13 protein-coding genes, 1 rRNA gene and 1 CRISPR repeat array are annotated in these 17,411 nt (G+C 60.9%); of the genes, 12 read left to right on the top strand and 2 right to left on the bottom strand.

All coding sequences use genetic code 11. From position 1 onward, the window contains the following. The first annotated feature begins 9 nt into the window (after nucleotides 1-9). From rrf to F7D09_RS10085, 8 genes are all read left to right on the top strand, one after another. A 5S ribosomal RNA gene (rrf, locus tag F7D09_RS10050) occupies nucleotides 10-126 on the top strand. A gap of 290 nt (nucleotides 127-416) precedes the next feature. Further along, complete coding sequence (gene cas9, locus F7D09_RS10055; protein WP_193312443.1) at nucleotides 417-3,830, top strand: type II CRISPR RNA-guided endonuclease Cas9; 3,414 nt, start codon at nucleotides 417-419, stop codon at nucleotides 3,828-3,830. 6 nt (nucleotides 3,831-3,836) lie between these two features. Further along, nucleotides 3,837-4,742 carry a type II CRISPR-associated endonuclease Cas1 gene (gene cas1 / locus F7D09_RS10060; RefSeq protein ID WP_152235360.1) on the top strand — a complete coding sequence of 302 codons (906 nt, stop codon included), beginning with the start codon at nucleotides 3,837-3,839 and terminating at the stop codon, nucleotides 4,740-4,742. After that, nucleotides 4,739-5,071, top strand: a complete 333-nt coding sequence (gene cas2, locus F7D09_RS10065; protein WP_152235361.1) for a CRISPR-associated endonuclease Cas2 — start codon at nucleotides 4,739-4,741, stop codon at nucleotides 5,069-5,071. The genes cas1 and cas2 overlap by 4 nt, the downstream gene beginning before the upstream one ends. 50 nt (nucleotides 5,072-5,121) lie before the next feature. After that, nucleotides 5,122-5,861: direct repeats of the CRISPR family, unit length 36 nt; unit sequence CAAGCTTATCAAGAGGGGTGAATGCTAATTCCCAAC. 666 nt (nucleotides 5,862-6,527) lie between these two features. Further along, nucleotides 6,528-7,544: a pyridoxal-phosphate dependent enzyme gene (locus F7D09_RS10070; protein WP_152235362.1), complete on the top strand. Its 1,017-nt coding sequence runs from the start codon at nucleotides 6,528-6,530 to the stop codon at nucleotides 7,542-7,544. A 79-nt stretch (nucleotides 7,545-7,623) separates the two neighbouring features. After that, the gene (locus F7D09_RS10075) at nucleotides 7,624-8,805 is read left to right on the top strand and encodes a cystathionine gamma-synthase (protein WP_152235363.1); all 1,182 of its coding nucleotides are present in this window, start codon (nucleotides 7,624-7,626) and stop codon (nucleotides 8,803-8,805) included. 107 nt (nucleotides 8,806-8,912) lie between these two features. Then, nucleotides 8,913-10,889: a RecQ family ATP-dependent DNA helicase gene (locus F7D09_RS10080; protein ID WP_152235364.1), complete on the top strand. Its 1,977-nt coding sequence runs from the start codon at nucleotides 8,913-8,915 to the stop codon at nucleotides 10,887-10,889. 129 nt (nucleotides 10,890-11,018) lie between these two features. Beyond that, complete coding sequence (locus tag F7D09_RS10085) at nucleotides 11,019-11,513, top strand: S-ribosylhomocysteine lyase (protein ID WP_152235365.1); 495 nt, start codon at nucleotides 11,019-11,021, stop codon at nucleotides 11,511-11,513. A gap of 215 nt (nucleotides 11,514-11,728) precedes the next feature. Here F7D09_RS10085 and F7D09_RS10090 read toward each other — a convergent pair whose 3' ends face one another. Further along, a complete protein-coding gene (locus tag F7D09_RS10090) occupies nucleotides 11,729-12,448 on the bottom strand; it encodes a FadR/GntR family transcriptional regulator (RefSeq protein WP_226836259.1) in 720 nt (239 codons plus the stop codon). A 165-nt stretch (nucleotides 12,449-12,613) separates the two neighbouring features. Here F7D09_RS10090 and F7D09_RS10095 point away from each other — a divergent pair, with 165 nt between their 5' ends. Genes F7D09_RS10095 through gnd form a run of 3 tightly spaced genes read left to right on the top strand, consistent with a single transcriptional unit; the run spans nucleotide 12,614 to nucleotide 15,618 of the window. Continuing rightward, nucleotides 12,614-14,041, top strand: a complete 1,428-nt coding sequence (locus tag F7D09_RS10095) for a GntP family permease (RefSeq protein WP_152235366.1) — start codon at nucleotides 12,614-12,616, stop codon at nucleotides 14,039-14,041. Between the two features lie 60 nt (nucleotides 14,042-14,101). Beyond that, the gene (locus F7D09_RS10100) at nucleotides 14,102-14,659 is read left to right on the top strand and encodes a gluconokinase (RefSeq protein ID WP_226836261.1); all 558 of its coding nucleotides are present in this window, start codon (nucleotides 14,102-14,104) and stop codon (nucleotides 14,657-14,659) included. Then, on the top strand, nucleotides 14,656-15,618 hold the full coding sequence (gnd, locus tag F7D09_RS10105) for a phosphogluconate dehydrogenase (NAD(+)-dependent, decarboxylating) (protein ID WP_193312444.1): 963 nt from the start codon (nucleotides 14,656-14,658) through the stop codon (nucleotides 15,616-15,618). Before F7D09_RS10100 ends, gnd begins: the two co-directional genes overlap by 4 nt. A 91-nt stretch (nucleotides 15,619-15,709) precedes the next feature. On the opposite strand, the gene F7D09_RS10110 is transcribed toward gnd, so the two are convergent. Continuing rightward, nucleotides 15,710-16,306, bottom strand: a complete 597-nt coding sequence (locus F7D09_RS10110) for a GNAT family N-acetyltransferase (RefSeq protein ID WP_152235368.1) — start codon at nucleotides 16,304-16,306, stop codon at nucleotides 15,710-15,712. 172 nt (nucleotides 16,307-16,478) lie between these two features. Here F7D09_RS10110 and F7D09_RS10115 point away from each other — a divergent pair, with 172 nt between their 5' ends. Beyond that, entirely contained in the window at nucleotides 16,479-16,964 is a 486-nt protein-coding gene (locus tag F7D09_RS10115; RefSeq protein WP_193312445.1) for a GNAT family N-acetyltransferase, read from the top strand. The last annotated feature ends 447 nt before the right edge of the window (nucleotides 16,965-17,411 follow it).

A 17,411-nucleotide genomic window follows, 5' to 3' on the forward strand; every position in this document is an offset into this window, starting at 1 on the left:
TCGAATTCTTGCGGCGGCCATGGCCCAGGTGAGACGCCCGGTCCCTTTCCGAACCCGGAAGCTAAGGCCTGGCACGGCGATGGTACTGCACTTGTGAGGGTGTGGGAGAGTAGCACGCCGCCGCATTAAACGTTGGATTGAGGCCTTCCGGTCGAGCAAAGCTCCCGGAAGGCCTCAACCATATCCAGACCAATGCAAATCTATGGCGTGTCCACGTCGATATTGAGATATATTTATTTCTGCTAATTCTCAATAAGAGCGGACATGTTAGCCGCTTTGATTGCTCAGCAGTTTTTACTGCAGGGGTAGGCTTTATGCCTACCCCGTTTTCATATCGGGAGATTAATATCCGGTTCCGTGAGTATGCTTGTGCCAACAAGTGAATCTCGATGTAGAGAAGTGGAAGGGAATCTCAGATGGCTAAGCGATATCGGATTGGCATCGACGTTGGCTTGAATTCAGTCGGTCTATCGGCAATTGAAGTTGACGATGCTGACATGCCAATGAGGATTCTTAACGCTCAATCGGTTATCCACGATGGTGGCGTTGATCCCACGCAAAACAAAACGGCGATTACGAGGAAAAACATGTCCGGTGTTAGTCGCCGTGCTCGACGCATGGTTCGGCGTTGTAGTAAGCGTCTGAATGCTCTTGATGATACGTTGCAACGTCTTGGCTATCCCATCATTGAGAGTGATTCACTCACTCGTTCCTTTGAAGAGTGGCATGTTCGGGCTGAATTGGCTCAATCTTTCATAAAGGATGAGGAACGTCGCCGCGAGGATATTTCCATTGCTGTGCGGCATATTGCACGTCATCGTGGTTGGCGTAATCCGTATCATCGTGTCGAGTCTTTGATTGCGGATAACCCTTATTCAACGCAATATCAGGAGTTGAAGAGCAGAGCCGAGAGCAGGCTTGGGCGCAACGTCTCTGATGGGCTTACTCCGGCGCAGCTTGTTTGTGCCGTGCTTTCGGCGGGTTATGATGAGGCTCCGCGACTTCGGTCCAGTAACAAACACGGCGAAGGTCTTTTGCCGCAACGTCTTATGCAGGAAGACAACGCCAATGAACTGAAGCGCATCTTCACGGTGCAAAGGATTCCTCGTGAAGAGTGGGAGCCTCTATTCAGGAAGGTGTTCTATGCGGTATCGCCCAAAGGCTCAGCTGAGCGCCATGTTGGGTGTGATCCTTTCGACGCTAGTCAGCCGCGTGCTTTGAAAGCGTCACTTGTCTTCCAGCGGTATCGCATTGCTAATGTGCTTACCAATCTTCGGATTCGTGAGAACGGTCAGGAACGATCGTTGACCATCACGGAGAAGAATCAGGCATTTGCATTGCTCGCGTCCAATGCCCAGGATGAGCTTACTTGGGCGGATGTTGCTCAGGAGCTGGGGTATTCCAGGAATCAGCTCCGAGGCGTTGGAAAAGCAACGGAAGATGGCGAAGACCGCATCACCAGCACGCCGCCGCGTCTGACGTCGATACAGCGAATCGCTGGAGCAGACAAGAAGATTGCCAAACCGTTGCAACACTGGTGGCAGAATGCCTCAGAATCGTCCCAAGAAGCGATGATACGACTGCTGTCCAATACGGTGGACTTTGATCAGGTCCGTGATGACATCGTATATGCCGATGCCATTGAATTCGTTGATGCACTTGATGACGATGGGCTGACCAAGCTGGATTCAGTCGATTTGCCTGCAGGCCGAGCTGCCTACGGCGAAGAGACATTACGGAAACTGACTGAGCGCATGCTGACCACGGATGATGATTTGCATGCTGCGCGTACAGTTCTCTTTCACGTATCGGATTATTGGCGTCCGCCGGCAGATGCCATCGGCGCACCGCTTGGCAATCCCTCTGTTGACCGGGTTGTGAAGATCGTTAATCAGTGGATGCAGGCCTGTCAAAACCGGTGGGGCAATCCCGTATCCGTGCAGATTGAGCATGTGCGTTCGGCCTTCGATTCGGTAGCGACAGCCCGAGAGTATGAGAACCGTACAGGGAAGCGAAGCGAATATCGCTCCAATCTTGCCAAGAGCTTGAAGGAACAAGAGCATCTTGACCGAGTGCGTCACACGGATCTTCGAAGGATTGAGGCGATTCAGCGCCAGAACAGCCAGTGCCTGTACTGCGGCCGTATGATAACGTTCCGTGACTGTGAAATGGACCATATTGTTCCGCGTAAGGGAGTCGGTTCCACCAACACTCGTGCGAACCTTGCGGCGGTATGCGCCGACTGCAACCGTATGAAGTCGAATACTCCATTCGCGGTATGGGCGCATTCCGAAGCGGCACAGGAGCGCGGCGTAAGCCTGAAGGATGCGTTGCAGCGTGTGACTCATATGCAGCGTGACCCGAAAGCGGATACGCCGCAGACATGGCGAAGCTTCCAGCAGGAAGTAAAGATGCGTCTCGGTCAGACCGAAAGTGACGAGCCCATCGACAATCGGTCGATTGAATCGGTCGCATGGATGGCCAACGAGCTGCATCGCCGCATTGATTGGCATTTCAATTCGGCTCGCTATCTGGCGCAGAGCGAAAACGAGTGGGCGAAGACAGTCGTGTCCGTTCAGGTGTTCCCGGGCAAGGTGACGGCGTCTGCTCGTAGAGCCAGCGGGCTGGAAGGCCGGATTCATTTCTTCGGTGCGCATTACAAGACGCGTCTGGATCGTAGACACCACGCGGTGGATGCCTCGGTTATCGCGATGATGAGGCCTTCGGTGGCGAAGACGTTGATGGAGCGAGAATCGCTGCGCGAGTCCCAGCAGATTTCAGATGCTTGGCGCATTCTGGGTGAACGCGAGTGGAAAGAATACCCGTACGCAGGATGCGAAGGGTATGAGCTGTACCAGCAGTGGCGTACCAGCATGGAACTTCTTTTGGAACTGCTCAACGATGCGCTTGATGATGATCGGGTAGTGGTTCGTCAGCCGATACGGTTGAAACTGGGCAATTCTATTGCGCATGATGCAACTGTACGTTCATTGCAAAAGGTCGTTCTCGGCAGCGCGATGGATGCTGATCTGATTCGGCGAGCATCTTCTCCGGCATTGTGGTGCGCATTGACCCGTCTGCCGGACTATGACGAGAAAACGGGCTTGCCTGAGAACCGAGAGCGGCAGATCACCGTGCATGGCACGACGTACAGAGCCGAGGACGAAATCGGTTTCTTTGCATCGCAGGCTGCTCAGATTGCAGTGCGTGGCGGTTCGGCTGACATCGGATCAGCGATTCATCATGCACGTGTCTACCGATGCTGGAAGACTGGCGCAAAAGGCGCTCGCAAGTACTGGTATGGCATGATTCGTGTGTTTCAAGCGGATTTGCTGCGGAACAGCGGAGAGGACTTGTTCTCGGTCAAGCTGCCGCCGCAGTCGGTGTCGATGCGCTGGGGAGAGCCGCGCACCGTGCATGCGATATTGGCTGGGAACGCGGAGTATCTTGGATGGCTTGTGGCAGGCGATGAGCTGCTGGTGGATTTCTCGCGAGGAAAAATAAATGGGAAAAACGCCAAATTCGTGAATTGGTGTAACGAAACAGGCGCCACGGAAGCTATATATGAAAGCTGGACGCTGGCTGGGTTTGATACGAATTCAAAATTGAAGTTACGGCCGACGGTTTTGGCTAAAGAAGGACTTTCTAATGTTCCTGAACATGTCAAGGTGCCTGTAGAAGTCGGCGGTATTCTCGGAGACTCTGGATGGCGCCCGTCAGTGGATATGACGGGAACATATATGCCTATCGTGATACGGCGCAATGCCTTAGGCGAGTTGCGGTGGAAATCGAAGGCTGGTCTACCTTGTTCATGGCGATGGGCTAGGTAGGGCATCATGCAAGGCCAGTGGCGTGTCATCGACTGCAGCACGATGGAGGGCAGAATCTCCTATATCCGCGGGAATCTGCGGGTGATTCGGGATGGAGACACGGAGCCTACGAATGTGCCGCTGGCCCAAGCCGCTGTTGTGCTACTGGGGCTGAAGGTTTCATGTTCAGCTGCTGTATTGCATGAGATGGCTCGTTGCGGCGTTTCAGTGATGCTGTGCGATTGGCGAGGGGTGCCTGATGCGGCGCTTCATGCGTGGACCGATGTACCGACCACGGTCACACAGCGGCAACTGGCGCAGATTGATGTAACACTGCCACGCAGAAAGAACGCTTGGGGAAGAATCATCCAAGCGAAGATTCGCGGGCAGGCGGCTTGTCTGGATTCCTTGGGAATTGATGGCGGGGGGATGCTTCGAGGCATCGCATCATCGGTTCGGTCAGGGGATCCGTCCAATTGTGAAGGATATGCAGCGCGGGAATACTGGCGGCGCGTGTTTCCTGATGATGGTGGTTTCAAGCGGATTGCCGGCGAAGGCAACGGCCGTAATGCGCAATTGGATTACGCGTATATGGTGTTGCGCGGTTTTGCGATCAAAGCGGTCATTGCCGCGGGGCTGATTCCTTCGTTGGGTGTGCATCATCGCAATCGCGGCAACTATTTCTGCCTGGCAGATGACATATTGGAACCTTACCGGCCGGCGATTGATTTTCATGTGTCGCAATTGCGAGCTGATGATTCATTGTCCGACAGAAGCGTAAAGCGTTGGTTGGTCGAAGCGGTCAACCAACAGCTAAATGGCACGGGGTTGACCATTCCCAGTTCGCTGAACGATTTTGCGCAGCAATATGGTTTGTATTGCGAAAGCCGTATTGATCGTCTGACCGTGCCGGAATATACAGGCTGTCTATGAAAACCGACGAGGATAGTGGCGGCATGTGGTGCTTGGTGATGTTCGATCTTCCGGTCAAAACCAAGCAGCAACGCAGCGTCGCCACCAAATTCCGAAACATGCTGCTGGATATGGGATACAGCATGGTGCAATACTCGGTGTATGCCAGATACACGCCCACGCAGGCGGGTAATCGGGCGACGGTGAAGGCCATCAAAGCCGCATTGCCGGTTCAAGGATATGTGCGGATTCTTCACATTAGCGACCACCAATGGTCGTCGGCACTCAGATTTGCGAATCTGAGACAGGAAGATGAGATGGAAACGCCTGACATGTTCACGCTTTTTTGAATGTAGAAAGGCACTGAAACAGCTAAAAATGGCCCCTCTTGAGAAGCTATCAAGCTTATCAAGAGGGGTGAATGCTAATTCCCAACACGCCGGGTTTGGTGTCGGAGTGTCACGCAAGCTTATCAAGAGGGGTGAATGCTAATTCCCAACAACGCCGCCGGATCCACAAGCCTGAACGCAAGCTTATCAAGAGGGGTGAATGCTAATTCCCAACGTTGAGGGGCGGTGGCGACGCCGGTAGGCAAGCTTATCAAGAGGGGTGAATGCTAATTCCCAACACTATCCGGGATGCGTCGCCTGAAGTTCCAAGCTTATCAAGAGGGGTGAATGCTAATTTCCAACTCAACGGTGTTGGCGTTTATTCCAGTGGCAAGCTTATCAAGAGGGGTGAATGCTAATTCCCAACAATTTACCAACAACCAATCGGTTGTGTCCAAGCTTATCAAGAGGGGTGAATGCTAATTCCCAACTGATCGGTCGGCGGCGCGCGATTTATCGCAAGCTTATCAAGAGGGGTGAATGCTAATTCCCAACCCAACGGCAATGTTCGCGCGGTATGCGCCAAGCTTATCAAGAGGGGTGAATGCTAATTCCCAACGATCATGGGCGGAGCCGGCGCTGTCACTCAAGCTTATCAAGAGGGGTGAATGCTAATTCCCAACTAGCAAGCTAGCGGGACCGGTGGAACGTCAAGCTTATCAAGAGGGGTGAATGCTAATTCCCAACTGCGTATATATGGGCGTACGCGCGTCGTCAAGCTTATCAAGAGGGGTGAATGCTAATTCCCAACTTTCGGCGAGCGCCATGCGTGCGAGCCGCAAGCTTTCAATAGGGGCGAGGATGTCAATTCCGGTCTACGATGCGATTGATGGGTATGACGCTCCCCCAGTCGGCTTCGCCGACAGCCCCCTCCACCGAGGGGGCCAGGAGGGATGATAGTGACGTCACCATGTTTGTATGTAGCCCTTCCACTCAGGAGCTAAGAGTGGAATAGCCGGCTTCGTTGTCGGTTTTCCGCAATTATGAATGGTCTTCGGTCTGTTCGTCTGGTAATCGTAACGAATGCATGACGGGTGCAGCGTATGAGCCGTGCATGTCTGAAGCCATATTCACGTGTCCACTATCTGGATGAGGCGCTGTACGGTTCAGGTCGTGTGCTACTGTGTCAATCATGATGTTTATCTCATGTTGTTGTTGTCGATAACCGACGCCGCCCCACGTTTGGGCATAAGGCGAGCGGTTGACGACGCATAACTTGAGATAAGGTTTCTTTTTCTGTTTCTCTATCAGCACTCACAGCATCCAAACCATATGCGGTGGCGTATCTGTATCAGAACATCTGCATCGAATGCAACCTCGTTTCAACGCTCATCAGCCTGCAAGCCGGAACATAAGCCAATCCAATCAGTTCATCCAATCCAGCAAGCGACACATTCACCACGGAAACGAGACCATCATGACCGTCCACAACAATCTTTCCGAACTCATCGGCAACACGCCGCTCGTACGGCTCAACCACGTGACCGAAGGCGTCAAGGCCACCATCGCCGTCAAGATCGAGTACCTCAACCCTGGTGGCTCATCCAAGGACCGCATCGCAGAGCGCATCATCGACGCCGCGGAGCGTTCCGGCCAGCTCAAGCCGGGCGGCGTGATCGTCGAACCGACGTCCGGCAACACGGGTGTCGGACTCGCGCTCGTCGCACGGCAGCGTGGCTACCGTACAATCTTCACCCTGCCGGACAAGGTCAGCGAATCCAAGCGCGCCGTGCTGCGTGCGTACGGCGCCGAAGTCGTCGTCACCCCGACCGACGCGGGCCCCGACGACCCGCGATCCTACTATCAGGTCGCCGAGCGCCTCGCCAAGGCCATCCCAGGTGGCTTCCGCCCCAACCAGTATGACAACCCGAACGGCCCCGACAGCCATTACCACACCACCGGACCGGAGATCTGGGAGGCGACAGACCACAAGGTGACGCATTTCGTCGCGGGCATCGGCACCGGCGGCACCATCAGCGGCACCGGCCGCTACCTCAAGGAGGTCTCCGACGGCGCGGTCAAGGTCATCGGCTCCGATCCGGAAGGCTCCATCTACTCGGCGCCCAGCGACGCCGACGTCCACCAGTACGACATCGAGGGTGTGGGGGAGGACTTCTACCCCAAGGCATTCGACCGGAACATCACCGACGACATCGTCAAGGTCAACGACCATGACGCGTTCCTCATGACCCGACGCCTGGCGGCCGAGGAAGGCCTGCTGGTCGGCGGCTCATCCGGCATGGCCGTGGAAAGCGCACTGCGATACGCCCGCGCCAACGACTTGGACGAACACCAGCTGGTCGTCGTGCTGCTGCCGGACTCCGGCCGCGGCTATCTGGAGAAGATCTTCAACGACGACTGGATGCGTGAGCACGGGTACGGGGACGTCGTTGACGCCACCGCGCGCCCTTCGCTCGCCGCACAGTACCTGTAAACCGACGATCCTACGCAACGGACCGCAACAGCCAACCCACGCTTACCAACCAACAGCATCGCACGAAAGGCATCATCCCATGACCATCTCCACCAACGCCGCAGCACTGAACGCCACCGCCCTCGCCACCCGCGCCATCCACGCCGGGCAGGAACCCGACCCGACCACCGGCGCGGTCGTCACGCCGATCTACATGACCTCCACGTTCAAGCAGGATGGCGTCGGCGGTCTGCGTCACGGCTACGACTACAGCCGTTCCGTGAACCCGACGCGCAACAGCTTCGACGCGCAGCTCGCCGCCGTCGAAGGCGCGAAGTACGCGCTGAGCTTCGCGTCCGGCCTTGCGGCGATCGACGTGCTGCTGCGTTCGACGCTCAAGCCGGGCGACAGCATCCTGCTCGGCAACGACGTGTACGGCGGCACCTACCGTCTGCTCGCCAAGGTGTTCGTGCCGTGGGGCGTCGGCCTTGATGTGGTCGACATCACCGACACGGCGGCCGTGCGCGAGGCGCTGGCAGGCAAGCACTATGCGGTGCTGTGGGTGGAGACGCCGTCCAACCCGCTGCTCAACATCACCGACATCGCCGCCGTGTCGGCCGCTGCGCACGAGTACGGCACGAAGGTCGTGGTCGACAACACGTTCGCGTCCCCGGTGCTGCAGCATCCGCTCGACGACGGCGCCGACGCGGTGGTGTATTCGACGACCAAGTACATCGGCGGTCATTCCGATGTGGTCGGCGGCGCGGTCGTGCTCAACGACGAGGAGACGCGCGATGCGGTCGCGTTCCTGCAGAACGCGGCGGGCGCGGTGCCCTCGCCGTTCGACTCGTGGCTGGACATCCGCGGACTCAAGACGCTGGAGCTGCGCGTCAGGCAGCACAGCCGCAACGCGCTCAAGGTCGCGCAGTGGCTGGAATCGCGTCCGGAAGTGGAGCGCGTGTGGTATCCGGGTCTCGAATCGCACCCGGGCCACGAGATCGCGGCACGTCAGATGCACGGCGGATTCGGCGGCATGGTGTCCGTGCAGATCGCGGCCGGCTTCGAGGCAGCGAAACGGTTCGCCGGCGCCACGCAGATCTTCACGCTCGCAGAGTCGCTCGGCGGCGTGGAATCGCTGATCGAGCATCCGGGCGCGATGACCCACGCCTCCGTGGCCGGCACCACGCTCGAAGTGCCCGCGAATCTGATCCGCCTGTCGGTCGGCATCGAGGACGCCGACGACCTGATCGCCGACCTTGAGCAGGCGTTCGCGGCGATCTGACCGGTCGCGATGGCCGGCTGCGATGGCCGGTTGCGATGGCCGGCCGTGTACGACGGGTGATGACAGGCGGCATGGCCGTGCCGCGATATGCGGTACTGTTGTGAACTATGACAGATCAGGCGGCGCTGGGGGCGCTTCAACGGTATTTCGGCTACGATTCGTTCCGTCCGGGACAATCGGGGCTCGTCGACGCCATACTCTCCGGGCATGACGTGCTTGGCGTCATGCCCACCGGCGCCGGCAAATCCGTGTGCTACCAGATACCGGCCACGCTGCTGCCCGGCATCACCGTCGTCATCTCACCGCTCATCTCGCTGATGCGCGACCAGGTCGACGCGCTCAATGACGTCGGCATCCCCGCCGCCTACATCAACACCACGCAGGGCGGCGACGAACAGTCGATGGTGTTCGCGCAGGCCGCGAATGGTGACATCCGACTGTTGTACGTGGCCCCGGAACGTCTGGAGACGGACCGGTTCCGCAATTTCGCCGCGCGCGTGCCGATTTCGCTGGTCGCCGTCGACGAAGCGCACTGCGTGTCGCAATGGGGACAGGATTTCCGCTCGTCATACCTCGGCATCGGCGAGTTCATCGCCGGACTGCCGCAGCGCCCGACCGTCGCCGCGTTCACCGCGACCGCGACCGAACGCGTGCGCCGCGACATCATCGGCATCCTCGGCCTGCGCGAGCCGCAAGTGACCGTCACCGGATTCGACCGCGAGAACCTGTACTTCGACGTGCTGAAAATCGAGACGCGATACAAGGCCGCGTGGGTGTCTCGTTACGTGGCCGAACACCCCGACCAGTCCGGCATTGTCTACTGCGCCACGCGCAAGGAGACCGAAGCGCTCGCCGCGACGCTCAACCAGACCGTGCCCTCGCTGCGTGCCGCCGCCGGGACGGACGCGCAGCCCGGCGGCCCGATCGCGGTCGCCTATCATGGCGGCATGAGCGCCGACGTGCGCAACCGGGCGCAACGTGATTTCGTCACCGACGCGGTGCCGGTCGTCGTCGCCACGAACGCCTTCGGCATGGGCATCGACAAGTCGAACGTGCGGTACGTCATCCACCACAACATGCCCGAATCCATCGAAGCGTACTATCAGGAGGCCGGCCGTGCGGGCCGTGACGGCGAGCCCAGCCGCTGCACGCTGCTGTGGAACGAGTCGGACATCGTCACCCGGCGTCGCCTGCTCGACAACGACTACGAGAACGAGCGGCTCACCCCGCAGGAGCAGGAGATCGTGCGCATGAGCAAACGCCGGCTGCTCGACGGCATGATCGGCTACTGCCGCACCACTGACTGCCTGCACACGTACATGACCCGGTATTTCGGCGAGGACACGCAGCGGGACGGCAGATGCGCAGGCGGCTGCGCGAACTGCGACAGCACGTTCGAGACCATCGACGTGACCGACATCGCGCGCGCGATCAGCCGGTGCGTGCATGATGCGATGTACGACCACGACGATCAGGGCCGCCCGTCCGCCACGCCGGTGCGGCAGGGGTTCGGCTCCGGCAAGATCGTCGGGATACTGCGCGGCTCCAAGGCGAAGGACCTGCTCGCCATGCGGTTGGAGCGGTGCCCCAGCTATGGGGTGCTCGGCGCGGTGCCGGAGGCGAGGGTGCGCGACGTGCTCAGCCAGATGGCGACGGACGGGTTCCTTGCCATCAGCGAAGGGCGGATGCCGATCGTCGGATTCGGCAGGCGCGCCGCGGAGACGGTCGCGCCGGATTTCCGCTACGAGATCAAACGGGTGGAACGCAAGATGAAGCCGGCGGCATCGCAGCGTCCGGCACCCGACGCGGACGGCGCATCGTCACAGGGGGCGGCGCTCGGCTCGTACGTGCCGGACGACGAGAACGAGGCGATGTTCCAGAAGCTGCGCGCGCTGCGACTCACCATCGCGCGCGAGAACAGCCTGCCGCCGTACATGGTGTTCAACGACCGCACGCTGCGCGACATGGCACGGCTCAAGCCGGTCACCGACGCGCAGTTCCTCGCCGTCAGCGGCGTGGGCGAAAGCAAGCTCGCCAAATACGGCAAACGGTTCATGGAGGCGATCGCGGGGGAGACGGCATAGTCTGCCGCGGGGAGGTGCGGCCGTCGCGGACGTCGCCGGTCATAAGGAACGCTTATAGCCGGCATACGGCAAAACCACGCCCTTGGTGAGACAATGGTCGGTGGAACCGATTATCGAAAGGAGTCTGTCATGGCACAGGACAAGGACGGCAAGCCCGTCGTCGAGAGCTTCCAGCTGGATCACACGAAGGTCAAGGCGCCGTACGTGCGCTACATCGACACGGAGACCGGCCCTCACGGCGATGTGATCTCCAACTATGACCTGCGTCTCGTCCAGCCGAACGAGAACGCGATCCCGACCGCCGGCCTGCACACCATCGAGCACACCATCGCCGTGCTGCTGCGCGAACGCATCCCCGGCTACATCGACTGCTCGCCGTTCGGCTGCCGCACCGGATTCCACCTGCTGACCTGGGGCGAGCACCCCACCGAAGAGGTGGCCAAGGCGCTCAAGGAGTCGCTGGAGTTCATCGCCTACAAGGCGACGTGGGACGACGTGCCCGCCACCACGATCGAAAGCTGCGGCAACTACCGCGACCACAGCCTGTTCACCGCGAAGGAATGGTGCAAGGACATCCTCGCCAAGGGCATCAGCTCCGACCCGTTCGAGCGCAAGGTCGTCTGAGCGGACCCACTCCTACCCTTATAATTCACGCGATCGAAGGCCGCTAGTCAAAGGCGGCCTTTCACGTATGTCACGTGCCGTTTCGCTGGAAGTGAGGTGGGGGTTGGGGGTGTGCGACGACCGACCGTAGGCTTGGTCGAGCGGCCTTGAGCGTGTCGGTCGTCGCACACCCCCAACCCCCACCGTCCGGCCATAAGACAGGGAAACCGATCAATCTAACGGCTCGTGATGCGGGCGACCGCGGCGTCGGCTTCGGCGACGATGCGGCGCATCGCGGTCTCGGCGCCGGCGCCATCGCCTTTGCGTACCAGTGCCGCGACCTCGCTGTGGAGGTCGAGCGCCTCCTGATTCGCCGTCTTCGGCATCAGCTCATGCTGCGTGCGCCCTTCGAGCGTGGCGGCCACGACATCGCCCAGATTCGCGATCATCAGGTTCCCGCTCGCTTGCATCAGCGTGCGGTGGAACAGGCTGTCCGCCTCCAGATACTCCCTCTCGTCGGCATGGTCGGAATGCGAGACCATGCCGATCGCCGCCTCGGTCAGCGCCGCCCACTGGACGTTGGTGGCGTGCGCGGCGGCAAGCCTGGCGGCAAGCGGCTCGATCGCCGAACGCAGCTGCGACAGCTCATGCAGCGCGTCGAGGCGGTGGCTGCCGGACAGCCGCCAGCGCACGACCTGCGGGTCGAACATGTTCCATTCGCTGATCTCGTTGACGGTCGCGCCGGTCTTGCGTTTGACGCTCACCAGCCCCATGGACTCCAGCACGCGCGTCGCCTCGCGCGTCACCGTGCGCGACGGGCTCTCGCCGTCAAGATCGGGGTCGGGCAGGCGCTCGCCGGGGGCGATGTCGCCGTCGACGATCGCCATGCCCCAGGCGTCCAGCAGCCGGTCATGCAGCGGCCGTTCCATATCGGTGCTCTTCGTCTCCATATTCATAAGGCAAGTATGGCACAAGCCATCGTTATGGCATACATATACAACACGCCGACCGGGAATCGTATTGCGTAATCCGTTACTGTCCTGTATAGTGCATAACAACATACAAATGGTGTTGAAAGACAGGGTTTCGTCATTCAACACCCTGACTCAAAGAAGAGATGGATGATGAATACCATGATTCTTGCCGCAGCTGATACGGCGGTCCAGCTCAACGGCACCCAGCTCGGCATCAGCGTGGTCGCCAGCATCGTCGTGCTGATCCTCCTGGTCACCGTCGCCAACCTGCACCCGTTCGTATCCCTTCTGCTCTCCGCGCTCGTCGTCGGCATCGGCTCCGGCTACGGGCCGGTCGCCACCGTCGAGAGCTTCTCGAACACGTTCGGCTCCACCATGGCCTCCGTCGGCATCCTCGTCGGCCTCGGCGCCATGCTCGGCCGCGTGCTCATGGACACCGGCGCCGCCGACTCCATCGTCGACACGCTGCTCGCCAAGACGTCCACGAAGATGATCCCCTGGACCATGGCGCTGATCGGCGCGCTCATCGGCCTGCCCATGTTCTTCGAAGTCGGCCTAGTCGTGCTCGTGCCCGTCATCATCCTCATCACCCGCCGCTCCAAGCTGCCGCTCATGCGCGTCGCCATCCCCACGCTCGCAGGGCTGTCGGTGATGCACGCCTGCATGCCGCCGCAGCCCGGCCCGCTCGCCGCGCTCAGCTGCTTCAAGAACGGCTCCGTTGGCGTCACCATGATGTTCGGCCTGCCCATCGCCGTGATCACCGCCGCGCTCGTAGGCCCGCTGTTCTCCAAGTTCGCCGCCAAGTGGGTGCCGGTCGGCGCCCCCGAGAACTTCGACACCGGCAAGGGCCGCGTCGACGCCGACGGCAACCCCGTGACCGCCAAGCCGCCGTTCGCGCTGTCCGTGCTGTGCATCCTCATGCCGGCGATCCTGATGCTCGGCAACGCCATCTTCGAAATCGTCGCACCCGACCAGGCCGGCTCCACGGCACTGTACGCGCAGGTCCTCGCCTTCTTCGGCAAGCCGGCCATCGCGCTCGCCGTCGCCGTCATCTTCTCCATGCTCGTGCTTGGCCGCGCCACCCGCATGAGCTGGAAGTCCGTCAACGACTCGCTCAAGGCAGCGCTGCCCCCGATCGCCGGCATCCTGCTCATCGTCGGCGCCGGCGGCGGCTACAAGGGCGTGCTCGTCGACACCGGCATCGGCGACATCATCGGCCGCTTCGTCGAAAGCTCCTCCATCTCCATCTTCCTCGTCGCCTGGCTCATCGCCGCGTTCGTCCGCGTCGCCACCGGCTCGGCCACCGTCGCCATCATCACCACCGCCGGCATCCTCGGACCCGTCGTCGACCAAATGGGCGTGACCGCCCCCGCCATCGCGCTGCTCGTCATCGCCATCGGCGCCGGCTCCGTGTTCCTCTCCCACGTCAACGACGCCGGATTCTGGCTCATCAAGGAATACTTCGGCCTCGAGGTCGGCGAGACGTTCAAGACGTGGACCGTGCTCGAATGCCTGCTGTCCCTCGTCGTGCTCGCCCTCGTCATGATCTGCAGCATCTTCGTGCCGCTCGTCTGACCGTCATCCACACGAACCACCAGACCACAGAACGTCAAGTCCCAACGAAAGAAGACCACCATGACCACCAGCCAGCCCATCATCGTCGCCAACACCCTCCCCGACGGCTACTTCGCCAAAACGCGGCCGATCATCATCCTCATGGGCGTATGCGGCTGCGGCAAAAGCACCGTCGCCACCCACCTGACCGAACGCTACGGCCTCAAATACGCCGAAGCAGACGACTTCCACCCGCAGGCCAACATCGACAAGATGGCGGCAGGCATCCCCCTGACGGACGAGGACCGCTGGCCCTGGCTCGACACCCTCGCCGCATGGATCGACGAGCGCATCGCCGCAGGGGAGCCGGCCGTCGTCACCTGCTCCGCACTCAAGAAGGCATACCGCGACAAGCTGCGCCGTCCCGGCGTCGTCTTCGTCTACATGAAAGGCACGTTCGACGAGGTCATGGAACGGCTGTCTCACCGCGAAAACCACTTCATGAAGCCGAGCATGCTGCAAAGCCAGTTCGACATCCTCGAAGAGCCCGGCGACGACGAAACCCACGTCGACGTGCACATCGGCCTGGCCGACCCCGACCAGGAGGCCGCCGCCGTGGCCGGAGCACTGCACCTGTGACCGTCCGGCCACGCACAAGTACGAAAACAAGACAAGACCATCACACGAAAAAGAAGGTAACCAACATGCAGATGGGAATGATCGGCCTCGGCCGCATGGGCGGCAACATGGTCAAGCGGCTGCGCGAAGGCGGCCACGAGATCGTCGGCTACGACATGAGCCCCGACTCCGGCCGCGACGTCGACAGCCTCGAACAGCTCGTCGCCGCGCTCAAGACCCCGCGCGTCGTCTGGGTCATGGTGCCGGCGGGCACGCCCACCGAAACCACCATCGACCGGCTCGGCGAACTGCTCGAACCCGGCGACATCGTCGTCGACGGCGGCAACTCCAAATACACCGAAGACCGCGACCACGCGGCCGCGCTCGCCAGACACGGCATCGGATTCCTCGACTGCGGCGTCTCCGGCGGCGTGTGGGGCGCCGAACGCGGCTACGCGCTCATGGTCGGCGGCTCCGCCGAAGACTACGCCACCGTGCTGCCCATCTTCGAAACCCTCAAACCAGAAGGCGAATACGGCCTCGTGCACGCCGGACCCGTCGGTGGCGGCCACTTCGCCAAAATGGTGCACAACGGCATCGAATACGGCATGATGCAGGCGTTCGGCGAAGGCTTCGCCACCATGATGCGCAGCGACTACGTGACCGACCCCGCCAAGACCATGGCCTCATGGCGGTCCGGCTCCGTCGTCGCCAGTTGGCTGCTCGACCTGTTCGAAAACGCGACCAAGGACGACCCCACCCTCCACAACGTGCCGCCCGTCGCCAACGAATCCGGCGAAGCCAAATGGATGGTCGAAGCGGCCCTCGAACTCGGCGTACCCACCCCCACCACGGCCGCCGCCCTCTGGCAACGGCAGGACTCGCGCGGCGCCGCCGACGACATCCTGCGCGTCGTAACGGCCCTGCGCGCCCAGTTCGGCGGCCACGTCACCAAAGTCGACGAAATCGCCACCCACTGAGCGGCAGCACAACACCGGCCGCAATAAAAACAGCGGTGCCGCCCGCGCAACGACGCGCGGACGGCACCGCCCTATAAGTTTTGCGAAACGCCTACTCCACGCGGAAGATGTTGCGACGAGGAATCAGCTGCACCGAATCATCATACGGATTGTCCTGCCACAACGCCTGCACCGCATCCTCGGCGCCCGCCTGCAACGTGACGATGTCAAACCGCTTGGTATTGCGCTCGATAGCCTGCTTGTTACGGCCGACCTCCCTGAACCCACGCTCCTCGAACATGTGACGGGCGCGCAGATTGAACGCCGCCACCCTCACCGTGATCGTCCTCACCTGCATGTCCGCCAACTTGTGCAACGCCATCGTCAACGCCTGACTGCCATAGCCATGATCCTGATAGTACGGGCCCACCATCAGCGACAGCGACGCGTCACGCTCCGGGTCGGCGATGCCCCAGGCGCTCACGCACCCCACCGTCAGCCCCTCGGCGTTGCGAATCGCATACCCGAACCCCGAATCAGACTCCTCATGGCACCAGATGCGGAACCGCTCCACATTCTCCTCCACCGGCAGCGGCTCGACATCCTTGCGAACCCCGGTCGCGATCCGCCTGTCGTTCCACCATTCGGCGAACAGCCGCAGATCATCCTCACTCGCCTCATGCAGCGACACCGTATACGTGCTCATCATGTACTCCTTTGCTCATGACCTCCCCACCACCAGCATAGCCACACCCTCGTAACCACGACATGACATAACCCGGACGAGTGCCCGTGATAGCCTACCGCCAGTTGACCAACGCATGAACATGAGGTGACCGGTGACAGACAATGCATCACGGCGGCGATTCCGCCACGCAACCATGCGCGACTACCCACAGATGGAAAAGAACTACGCCCGCGCCCGCGAGCTCATGGCCCGCGCCGGCAACCCCACCCAATGGGGCACCACCTTCCCCCGCCCCGAAGTCGTCCGCGACGACATCGCGCAACGCCGCTCCATCCTCCTCGTCGACACCCTCGGCGGCCACGAACGCATCCTCGCCCAATTCGCCCTCTGCTCCGGCGAAGACCCCACCTACCAGCACATCGACGGCGCCTGGCTCGACAACGACTCCTACGTCACCATCCACCGCATCGCCTCCTCCGGCCTCGTCAAACACGCCGCCCGCGACTGCATCGCCTGGGCCCTCAAACACTACGGCAACGTCCGTGCCGACACCCACCCCAACAACAAAGCCATGCAGCACGTCTTCGAAACCTGCGGCTTCGCCAGGTGCGGACTCATCCAACTGCTCGACCGGCCGACCGATACTACCCGCATCGCCTACCAGCGCCACGAGTGGTGAACCGTCGACGGAGCGTATACCGCCTTTCCTCACCCTCGACGTGCCGAGCACGCCTTCGGGTTCGGACGGCGGTCTCCGCACGCGTCGACGGTTCACCACGGTGATTGTGCTGCGATGTTGACGACGGAGCGTATGCGATAAGACGTCTTGGCCCCCTCGGCGGAGGGGGCTGTCGCGGCTGTAGGCCGTGACTGGGGGAGCGCCTGCGGCCACAGGCCGCCTATAACCACGGACATCGCGTTACCCGCGATGCTGTGTTTTCGCGGTACTGGCGTGCCGCTGTCGCTCCCCCAGTCAGCTTCGCTGACAGCCCCCTCCGCCTGAACTGCGCCCCAAAAGTTGGACGTGGTTTATTAAAGGGTACCAGACCGGGCTGTGGGGAACGTGTCCCGGAATTCCTCCGGGGTCAGTCCCCCCAGCCGTTCCTGGCGTCGTTTGGTGTTCCAG

This window comes from Bifidobacterium leontopitheci, assembly GCF_009193355.1.
GTDB classification, from domain to species: Bacteria; Actinomycetota; Actinomycetes; order Actinomycetales; family Bifidobacteriaceae; genus Bifidobacterium; species Bifidobacterium leontopitheci.